5 protein-coding genes, 2 tRNA genes and 1 riboswitch are annotated in these 10,603 nt (G+C 43.7%); of the genes, 4 read left to right on the top strand and 3 right to left on the bottom strand.

Annotated features, from left to right (window positions below; translation table 11 throughout):
• The first annotated feature begins 15 nt into the window (after nucleotides 1-15).
• Together IQO02_RS03650 and IQO02_RS03655 are read left to right on the top strand one after the other, a co-directional pair.
• Nucleotides 16-92, top strand: a tRNA-Asp gene (locus IQO02_RS03650).
• Between the two features lie 59 nt (nucleotides 93-151).
• Nucleotides 152-228 (top strand) — tRNA-Trp (locus IQO02_RS03655).
• A gap of 828 nt (nucleotides 229-1,056) precedes the next feature.
• On the opposite strand, the gene IQO02_RS03660 is transcribed toward IQO02_RS03655, so the two are convergent.
• Nucleotides 1,057-2,337 carry a cation:proton antiporter gene (locus IQO02_RS03660; RefSeq protein ID WP_010434305.1) on the bottom strand — a complete coding sequence of 427 codons (1,281 nt, stop codon included), beginning with the start codon at nucleotides 2,335-2,337 and terminating at the stop codon, nucleotides 1,057-1,059.
• Between the two features lie 169 nt (nucleotides 2,338-2,506).
• On the opposite strand from IQO02_RS03660, the gene metH reads away from it, so the two are divergent.
• Nucleotides 2,507-6,184, top strand: coding sequence for a methionine synthase (gene metH / locus IQO02_RS03665; RefSeq protein WP_016792984.1), 3,678 nt, complete (start codon nucleotides 2,507-2,509; stop codon nucleotides 6,182-6,184).
• A 115-nt stretch (nucleotides 6,185-6,299) separates the two neighbouring features.
• On the opposite strand, the gene lysC is transcribed toward metH, so the two are convergent.
• On the bottom strand, nucleotides 6,300-7,667 hold the full coding sequence (lysC, locus tag IQO02_RS03670; RefSeq protein ID WP_010434311.1) for a lysine-sensitive aspartokinase 3: 1,368 nt from the start codon (nucleotides 7,665-7,667) through the stop codon (nucleotides 6,300-6,302).
• Between the two features lie 109 nt (nucleotides 7,668-7,776).
• Nucleotides 7,777-7,954: riboswitch (Lysine riboswitch) on the bottom strand.
• A 176-nt stretch (nucleotides 7,955-8,130) separates the two neighbouring features.
• Between lysC and IQO02_RS03675 the strand changes: the two genes are divergently transcribed.
• Nucleotides 8,131-9,270: a pyridoxal-phosphate-dependent aminotransferase family protein gene (locus tag IQO02_RS03675; protein WP_010434313.1), complete on the top strand. Its 1,140-nt coding sequence runs from the start codon at nucleotides 8,131-8,133 to the stop codon at nucleotides 9,268-9,270.
• Nucleotides 9,271-9,368: 98 nt separating this feature from the next.
• Here the strand turns inward: IQO02_RS03675 and IQO02_RS03680 are convergent.
• The coding region (locus tag IQO02_RS03680) for a PglL family O-oligosaccharyltransferase (RefSeq protein ID WP_228005996.1) at nucleotides 9,369-10,603 on the bottom strand (1,235 nt) is incomplete at its 5' end.

Consider the following 10,603-nt stretch of genomic DNA (forward strand, 5'->3'; position numbering starts at 1 on the left):
TGAGTTGACCACTGCGGAGTGGTAGTTCAGTTGGTTAGAATACCGGCCTGTCACGCCGGGGGTCGCGGGTTCGAGTCCCGTCCACTCCGCCACTTATTCGATAACCTCGCCTAGTGCGAGGTTTTTTCGAATCTGAAGTAATGAAAGTTTTAGGGGTGTAGCTCCAATTGGCAGAGCAGCGGATTCCAAATCCGCGTGTTGGGAGTTCGAATCTCTCCACCCCTGCCATATTTAAGGCTCTAGCAGAAATGCTAGAGCCTTTTTAGTTTCTGAATCAAATATAATACACCATTAGCACAGCAGCGGATTCCCCGACTTACTAAAACAGCGCGTGTTGGGAGTTCGAATCTCCGGGGTGCCGGCTCAGTCCACCTCTGCCATATAAGAAGCCTCAGCAGAAATGCTGGGGCTTTTTTACGTCTGTTGCTTCTATGAAGCAAAGTTGGGAGAACTAGGCGTCTCCCAAGGCTCGCTAGCCCGGTCGAATCTCCGGAGTGCCGACTCAGTCGCCCCTTGCCATAGTTAGCGTGTCCGGTAGAAATGCTATAGCCTTTTTCTTTTTGTTACTTTAGTTATTCCTATCTACTCGCACCTCTGGAAACCTATTTGTTGTAACCTTCCGTTTTTAGACTTAGTTGAAAAATAGAGTCTTTCTGCTCAACACTCATTTAATACCGCAGCTTCCGATAATGGCTAAAGTTATTGCTGCTAGGCTCTTAGTCTCATTACTTTTGTTTCAAGATTAAATGGTAAACCCTATCCAATTTATACTTATACAACTGAAGACCGATTTGGTGGGGATGCCCAATAGTGCTAAAGGTGAACGAGTTCTTTGCATGACTTGTCCCTAGTAAGAACTAGAATAGAGCTAAGATCGTTGTTTCACGAGTCTTCTACATAGTTATTAAATTTCTTTTGCCTTCTTTTGGTCTCAGCTCGATCTAGAATTTAGTCCACATAGATGCTTTTGAGTGTGGAATATTTGATGTGTCCAATTTATAGAGGATACAAAAAAGGCCACCTAAATTAGGCAGCCTAGTTTAATATTATGAGATGTTAATCTAGCTCTTTCTCTGCTTGCTTTGCTTTTTCGATCATAGGAGTAATTGTCGAGCCTTGTACTAAAATCGAGAACACAACTACCGCATAGGTCATAACGAGGATAACTTCTTTTACATCGATGAGCTTCTCTTCAATTACCCAAATGCCAGAAGGTATAGAAAGTGCCATAGCGAGTGCTAAGCCGCCACGTAAACCACCCCAAGTTAGAATTTTTATAGACCATGGGTTATAAGTTCTAAAGCGCTTAAACCCGATATAAGACAAGAAGACACTTAGGTAGCGAGCGCTTAGTACTAGAGGAACGGCGAACGCCATTAAGATCCAGTCTTCTTGGTGGAATTTGAATAGCAACATTGACATACCGATTAGTAAAAACAATACACCATTTAAAAACTCGTCTATTAGCTCCCAGAAATGGTCTAAGTGGTCTTCACTCTCTTTTGAGAATCCGATAAAGCGTGTCCAGTTACCAATCATGATACCTGATACCACCATTGCCAATGGTCCCGATACATGTAGAACTTCAGCAAAGGCATAACCAGCAGTTGGGATACCGATAGTTAATAGTAACTCCATCGAGTGGTCATCTGTATTGCTAATTAAGTAGTGGAATACGAGGCCTAAAGCAAAACCGTAGACAATTCCGCCAATCGCTTCTTGGACAAAAAGCATAGTTACACTGCTGACTGTTGGCGCTTCTGTACCAAATGCGATAGTAAATAGGGTTACGAAGATAACTAAACCAAAACCATCGTTAAATAGAGACTCTCCCTCGATTTGAGTAGAGATTCGTCTTGGCGCATCGAGTTTCTTTACGATGGCTAACACGGCAATTGGATCGGTCGGGGAGATTAGAGAGCCAAAGAGTAAGCAGTAAATTAGATCAAATTGAATACCGATGAACTGACAGAACCCATAGAGCACAAAACCAATAAAGAATGTTGAAAATAGCGTTGCCCCTAATGCGAGTACTGTTATTTCCCACTTTTGGTCTTTTAGGTTTGGTAATTTAATTCCCAACCCGCCTGCAAATAGTAAGAACCCTAATATCCCTTTTAGAAGGAAATCTTCAAAATTGATACTGGCAACGGTCTCTGAGGCAATGTCTGCCAATTGGAACCAATTATTTTGTCCCGCAATGATAATCAATAGAGATAGCATCATTGAACCAGCTGTGATGGCGATGGTTGTCTGCATCTTACCAATTTTGGTATTCACGAAAGCAATAAGCATGGCAGCAGCGGACAAGAAGCATAAGGTGTAATAGACCGACATTGGTATTCCAACATGTAACAAAGTATGAATATGAATTTTCGTTGTCTCATGCTCAAATAGCAAACATTTTTTTGTCATGACTCGGTAATCAATTTCCTTTTTTAGACGTCTAGACTCCTTTTTAATGTGTGATAGGATGGAGGGATAATTAAAGGAATGAGGTTGTACTGTGGGAAGTAATGTAAGGCAAAAGATTGAAGCTCTGTTGAAGCAACGAATTTTACTGATCGATGGTGGCATGGGCACTATGATTCAGGACTATAAATTGGAAGAGCAAGACTACCGCGGTGAACGTTTTGCTAATTGGCATAGTGACTTAAAGGGCAACAATGACCTTTTAGTTCTTACACAGCCCAAGCTTATCAAAGATATCCATACTGAATATTTGGAAGCTGGGGCTGATATCCTCGAAACCAATACCTTTAATGCAACAACCATTGCTATGGCCGACTATGATATGGAAAGCCTTAGCGAAGAAATTAACTTTGCTGCTGCCAAGCTAGCTCGTGAAGCTGCTGATGAGTGGACAGCAAAGACTCCGGATAAACCTCGCTTTGTGGCAGGGGTGTTAGGTCCAACAAACCGAACGTGTTCTATATCCCCAGATGTTAATGATCCAGGCTACCGTAATGTTAGCTTTGATGAGCTTGTTGAAGCTTACTCCGAATCGACACGAGCACTTATTAAAGGCGGCTCAGATCTTATTCTTATCGAGACTATCTTCGACACGTTAAATGCAAAAGCATGTTCTTTTGCTGTTGAATCGGTTTTTGAAGAAGTTGGTATTAAATTGCCAGTCATGATCTCAGGCACCATAACTGATGCATCAGGCCGTACGCTTTCAGGACAGACTACTGAGGCATTCTATAACGCCCTTCGTCATGTTAAACCTATTTCGTTTGGATTGAACTGTGCACTCGGGCCAGATGAACTGCGAGAGTACGTTGGTGAGATGTCCCGTATCTCAGAAAGCTATGTTTCTGCTCACCCTAACGCCGGTTTACCTAATGCGTTTGGCGAGTATGACCTTTCTCCCGAAGATATGGCTGAACATGTTAAGGAATGGGCTGAAAGTGGCTTCTTAAACTTAATTGGTGGCTGTTGTGGTACGACACCAGAACATATTCGCCAGATGGCCGAGGCTGTTGACGGTGTAATGCCGCGCCAATTACCCGATTTGCCAGTCTCTTGCCGTCTTTCGGGGTTAGAGCCGTTGACGATCGCCAAAGAATCTCTGTTTGTGAACGTAGGTGAGCGTACTAACGTTACCGGCTCAGCTCGATTTAAGCGCCTGATTAAAGAAGAGCTTTACGATGAAGCGTTGAGTGTTGCTCGAGAGCAAGTAGAAAACGGTGCACAAATCATTGATATCAACATGGATGAAGGGATGCTAGACGCTGAGGCGTGCATGGTTAAATTCCTTAATCTATGTGCATCTGAGCCAGAGATCTCGAAAGTGCCAGTCATGGTCGACTCTTCAAAATGGGACGTTATTGAAGCGGGTCTGAAATGTATTCAGGGTAAAGGCATCGTTAACTCTATCTCATTGAAGGAAGGGAAAGAGAAGTTTGTCGAGCAAGCTAAATTAGTTCGTCGTTATGGTGCCGCAGTCATTGTGATGGCCTTCGATGAAGTCGGCCAAGCCGATACTCGAGAGCGTAAAGTTGAGATCTGTACCAATGCCTACAACATTCTTGTTGATGAAGTCGGTTTCCCACCTGAAGATATTATTTTCGATCCGAACATTTTTGCAGTTGCGACGGGCATTGACGAGCATAACAATTATGCGGTTGATTTTATTGAAGCAGTAGGAGATATCAAACGCGATCTCCCTCATGCAATGATCTCTGGTGGTGTATCGAATGTTTCGTTCTCGTTCCGCGGTAATAACTACGTTCGTGAGGCAATCCACGCAGTATTCCTATACCACTGTTTCAAAAATGGTATGGATATGGGTATCGTAAATGCCGGGCAGTTAGAGATTTACGATAACGTGCCTGAAGATTTACGTGAAGCGGTTGAAGATGTAGTACTTAACCGTCGTGATGATTCGACAGAACGTTTGCTTGATATGGCAACCGAGTACCTAGAGCGAGCCGTTGGTAAAGTTGAAGATAAGTCAGCTCTAGAATGGCGAACTTGGCCAGTAGAAAAGCGCTTAGAACACTCTTTAGTGAAAGGTATTACCGATTTTATTGTTGAAGATACCGAAGAAGCTCGCGTTAATGCCTCTCGCCCTATTGAGGTGATTGAAGGCCCATTAATGGATGGTATGAACGTGGTTGGTGATCTGTTTGGTGAAGGTAAAATGTTCCTTCCTCAAGTAGTGAAATCTGCCCGTGTTATGAAGCAGGCGGTAGCACATCTAGAACCATTTATTAATGCAACTAAAGATGTTGGTGCGACTAACGGAAAAATCTTACTGGCGACCGTAAAAGGCGATGTTCACGATATTGGCAAAAACATTGTGGGCGTTGTCTTGCAGTGTAATAACTACGAAATTATCGATTTAGGCGTGATGGTTTCATGTGAAAAAATCCTTAAGGTAGCTAAAGAAGAGAATGTCGACATTATTGGTTTGTCGGGTCTGATTACCCCTTCTCTTGATGAAATGGTACATGTTGCCAAAGAGATGGAGAGACAAGGCTTTAAGCTGCCTCTTCTTATTGGCGGAGCAACGACATCTAAAGCACACACTGCGGTTAAGATTGAGCAGAACTACTCTGAGCCAGTTGTTTATGTCAATAACGCATCTCGCGCTGTAGGCGTTTGTACTTCATTACTCTCTGATGAATTGAAACCTGCTTTCGTTGAGAAGTTGAACATCGATTATGATCGAGTTAGAGATCAACACAATCGTAAAAAACCTCGTACCAAGCCCGTCACACTTGAGAAAGCTCGTGCCAATAAAGTTGCTATCGATTGGGATGCCTACACTCCCCCTGCACCCGCTAAGCCGGGAGTTCATATTTTCAGTGATTTTGATGTAGCGACTTTGCGTCAGTACATCGACTGGACTCCGTTCTTTATGACATGGTCATTAGTTGGTAAGTACCCAGCAATCCTTGATCACGAAGAGGTGGGGGATGAAGCTAAACGACTATTCAAAGATGCCAACGATTTGTTGGATCGCGTAGAGAAAGAGAAGTTACTTGAAGCTCGTGGTATGTGTGCCATGTTCCCTGCGAACAGTGTGGGTGATGATATCGAGGTGTATACCGATGAATCCCGTACAGAAGTGCTGAAGGTTCTGCATAATCTTCGCCAGCAAACCGAGAAGCCAAAAGGTTTTAACTACTGCTTGTCAGATTACATTGCTCCAAAAGACAGCGGTAAAGCTGACTGGATTGGTGGCTTTGCGGTTACTGGCGGTATTGGTGAGCGAGAGCTTGCTGATGAATATAAAGCTAATGGTGATGATTACAATGCGATTATGATTCAGGCGGTTGCGGACCGTTTGGCTGAAGCGTTTGCAGAATATTTACACAAAGAAGTGAGAAAGGACATTTGGGGTTACTCGCCTGATGAGGATTTGTCTAACGACGATTTGATTCGAGAGAAGTACCAAGGTATTCGTCCAGCTCCGGGTTACCCTGCTTGCCCAGAACATACAGAGAAAGGCACATTGTGGGAGTTGATGGACGTTGAAAAAGCCATCGACATTTCACTAACCACGAGTTACGCAATGTGGCCAGGTGCCTCAGTGTCGGGTATGTACTTCTCTCATCCTGATTCGCGATATTTTGCGATTGCACAGATTCAACAGGATCAAGTAGAAAGCTATGCTGATCGTAAGGGCTGGGATATGTTGGAAGCTGAGAAGTGGTTAGGTCCAAACATTAACTAGTTTGAATCTATGACGAGCTTTGGTTCGTAAAGTAAAAAAGAGAAAGGGTTGCTCAAGAGCAACCCTTTTTGTATCTGGGGTTTGGTTAATTAAAACCAATTAATTAACCATCGCCTTATTCAAATAACTCTTGGTGAAGTTTTTGGATCGCCAACTTAGAAACAGATGCATCTAGCAAGAAGCACAAGTTGTGTGGGCTTGCTCCGTAACAAATCATACGTAGATTGAAATCTTCCAGAGTGCCAAACACCTGCTTTGCATAGCCTTTATTTTCACTCATGTTGTTGCCAATAAGCGCAACAAGGCATAGGTCGTGTTCAATATCTACAGAACACAACTCTTCAAGCTCCAGTCGAGCAGCTTCTGGTAACTCAGGAGCACCACCTGATGTGTCTGTTTGATCGAGAGTCAGTGAGACACTGATCTCTGAAGTCGTGATGAGATCGACTGAGATCTTATGTTTAGCAAGGATCTCGAATACCTTCGCCAAAAAGCCGTAAGCATGGAACATGTTTGCACTGCGAAGCGTAACCATCGTTTGGTTGCAACGAAGAGCAAGTGCTCTGAATAATGGTGAGCTTTCAACTTCTTGGCGAATCCAAGTTCCACCTAACTCTGGTGCTTTAGAAGAGCCGACAAATACCGGGATTTGGTGGCGCAATGCAGGTACTAGAGTTGAAGGGTGCAGTATCTTTGCACCAAAGTTTGCCATTTCCGATGCTTCGCTAAAACTGATCTCTGGAATAGGAGATGCTTTCGGTGCGATGCGTGGATCTGTCGTGTAAATACCCGGAACATCTGTCCAGATTTCCAACCCCATTGCCTGTACTGATTCGGCGATCAGCGCGGCGGAATAATCGCTGCCACCACGGCCTAAAGTCGTGGTGTTACCTTCGCTATCTGCACCGATAAAACCTTGAGTAACCACAACTTGCTGTTGGCAAAGTGGTATAAGCTTCTCTTTTGCTAGGGCTGAAATATCTTCAAGTTGTGGTTCTGCTTTACCAAAATCACCATTAGTGCGCATCACTTCTCTGATATCAAAACGAACGGCTGGTGTACCTCGTTCACGAATAATCTGAGCCAAAATGTGTGTCGACATCAGCTCACCACATGCGACAAGGTGATCTGTCAATTTAGTGCTGGCTTGAAATGATGCAGCTTCTGCGGCGCTCGCAATATCATCGAGAATACAATGTACGTCTTTTTCGATACTGATTGGATCAGCTAGCTGATCGAGAATTGCGTTATGAATGTCAGTCAGTTGCGTCATCAAATCCTGACGACGAGCTTTGTCTTGAACCCCATTCGCGAGTTCAACGAGTAGGTTGGTAACGCCAGAGCATGCACTGCTCACGACCAGTTTCGTATTCGAGTTATTTTCAATAATAGCAGCACAACGGCTCATTGCTTCAAAGTTGGCAACACTTGTTCCACCAAACTTAGCGACATTAAAAGAACCAGCTACATTAGATGCACTCACGATATATCTCCCACGACTTCCTAAAATAAAATTACGGTTGGGTAATCCAACGTCCGATGTTTTTCGAAGAGAGTATTTAGAGCAAAAAGAGAGGAATTATTAGAATAGTAACCTCAGAAGCTCCTCACCATATAGAAATGGCGACAGTTGCCGGGATTCAGCCCGCTCAACCGATAATAAAGGTCCTGCATCCTTTTATTATCTCGGCACTGCTCCCCCTTAATGTTTTGTATTGGAAATGCGGTTCCACAAAACATCTGCCTGGGCAGTGCTCCTCTTCTGCTAGATAGCCATTTCATTGAACGTGTTTGCGGTAACAATGTCAATCCGTAACTGGAGATATTTAAAAAATAATTTTAACAATTATGTGACACTGGTGTGACCTCAATACTTATGGCTAATTGCTGAGGTAATCAATTTGCTTTAGGGTGGATTGTTCACAACATTAACGTAAGGGATGTACATGTCTAATTTAACACTCACTACTGCTATTGATAGCTTTTATCCACCGCACCGAACGTTAATGGGACCGGGTCCTTCAGACATTTCGCCTCAAGTCTTACAGGCCTTAAGCCGCCCAACCATTGGTCACCTCGACCCGTTATTTATCGCGATGATGGATGAACTGAAACAGCTTCTTAAATACGCTTTCCAGACTGAAAACGAATTTACGATTGCCGTTTCTGCACCGGGTAGTGCGGGTATGGAGACCTGTTTTGTTAACTTGATTGAGCCAGGTGAAAAGGTGATCGTTTGTCGTAACGGTGTCTTCGGTGAGCGTATGCGAGAGAATGTGGTTCGCTGTGGTGGCGAAGCCATCCTTGTTGACGACGAGTGGGGTAAGCCCGTTTCAGTTGAAAAGGTAGAACAAGCATTGGCAGAAAACCCTGATGCTGTTGCTGTCGCATTTGTACATGCAGAGACATCAACCGGAGCGTTATCTGATGCTCAAGCTATTTCAGCTATCGCTCGTCAGTTTGGTGCGTTAACGATTGTTGATGCAGTAACGTCTCTAGGTGGTGTGCCATTACTAGTTGATGAGTGGCAGCTTGATGCAGTTTATTCGGGTAGCCAAAAGTGTCTATCTTGCGTACCTGGACTATCTCCGGTTACTTTTTCTCAGCGTGCTGTTGATAAAATGAAAGCCCGCCAAGCGCCAGTGCAAAGCTGGTTCCTAGATCAAAGTTTAGTATTAGGTTATTGGAGTGGCGAAGGTAAGCGTAGTTACCACCACACGGCGCCGGTGAATAGCCTGTATGCTCTGCATGAGTCGTTGGTTTTATTGAAAAATGAAGGCCTAGACAACGCTTGGTCACGTCACTATGCGATGCACCAAGAACTGAAAGCTGGCGTAGAAGCTTTGGGGTTAAAATTTGTGGTTGACGAAGAGAGTCGCCTACCTCAATTGAATGCGCTTTACTTCCCTGAAGGGATTGATGAAGCCAAAATAAGAACGCAGTTGTTAGAAGAGTATAATCTTGAAATCGGTGCAGGCCTTGGTTCTTTGGCAGGGAAGGCTTGGCGTATTGGTTTAATGGGTTATGGCGCTCGTAAAGAGAACGTCGCATTGTGCTTAAAAGCACTAAAAGATGTATTAGAATAATTAACCGTAAAATTCGAAAAAAAAGCGCACGAGAGATCGTGCGCTTTTTTTGTGCCTAACTTAAGCCTCCAAAGTCTACCGCTTTAGCTGCATCAATATCACTTGGCAGAAGATACGTTGTTCTCAGCGGCTGAAATTTTCTTATACTGAACTTTTGAAAAATCTCTATTTGGAAATAAGAAGCTTGCTTCGCTCCGAATTTGTTCTGCTTTGCTGTGATCGCCTAAACCCTGATACGCGAGGATTAGGTTACTGTAAAACGCGGGTCTTGGTTTACTCTTTATTATTTCCAAAGACCAATCAACATAAGGCTGAATAAGACTCGGATCAGCTTTGTAGAGCCCAATGTTGAGATACGTGCTGTACACATCCCAATCATAGCGATCTTTCCATACTACGGGATTCGTAACTTGCTTAAGAATATCTGGGTTCTTCGGCTTAGATTGTTCAAATTGAGTCAGCACATAATTGGTATGCAGCGCGCTCAACATATAGAAGCTCACCAAGATCGGAATCACTAAGCTCGACACTCTAAAGAGGGTTTTACTGACGATACTAAACGACTGTTGATAGTGCCGAGAAGAGCGTTGATCAACCCAGTAAATCAAAATGATAAAGGTTATCCAGTGAATCGCAGAGTGGTAAAATGGATACTCGAGCTGAGAATGCAAGAGTATGGGTATAAATAGCGCGAGCAGTACTAGACGAGTTCCTTTAGCCGAACTGGCTATACGTGACATCACCAGCACCGCAGCAATCAAGATACCGATGATTGGTACTATCCCGCCCTCAACGCCCCAAAAAAGAAACTCATTGTGAGGGTGATCCATGGATGGAAGGCCGGGGTGATAATTCGAGTTAAGTTGATGCTGGCGAGCCGTATATAAGGTGTATTCAGGTTCAAACTTCCCGTAACCATAACCTGTAAATGGCTTTTCTATCATCATGTCTAACGCTTGTGGAAAGGTATAGGCTCTTGGGCTTTCTAAATTGGTTCTTTTGCTCGCGAGACTATCCGTTGTGCTCAGGTTAATAACCGTAAACGCAACAGCGATACCGACTACTACTGATGTGCACCATCCGTAAAATCGCTTCTTAGTCGAGAATTTGTATAGGTAAGGCAGAATGCATATCAACCCTATTACCGCTGCCAACCAACCCGTTCGTGATGCAATAATAATTAATAGAGGTACGGTTAAGGTTGGAGTTAAATAAAGTAAAATCGACTCGCTAATCTTGTGGTTATATTTCGCGGGTTGTCTCGCAAGAAGATAAGCAGAAAGCACAAAGCCAGTGGCTAGGAAGCTGGCCATAACATTGGGTTGTTGGAAGA

This window comes from Vibrio sp. OPT24, from assembly GCF_015163545.1.
Classification (GTDB): Bacteria; Pseudomonadota; Gammaproteobacteria; order Enterobacterales; family Vibrionaceae; genus Vibrio; species Vibrio cyclitrophicus.

What these genes read in the sequence shown, in the direction of transcription:
- IQO02_RS03660 (WP_010434305.1), bottom strand. Translation starts at nt 2,337, where the DNA reads ATGTCGGTCTATTACACCTTATGCTTCTTGTCCGCTGCTGCCATGCTT.
- IQO02_RS03675 (WP_010434313.1), top strand. Translation starts at nt 8,131, where the DNA reads ATGTCTAATTTAACACTCACTACTGCTATTGATAGCTTTTATCCACCG.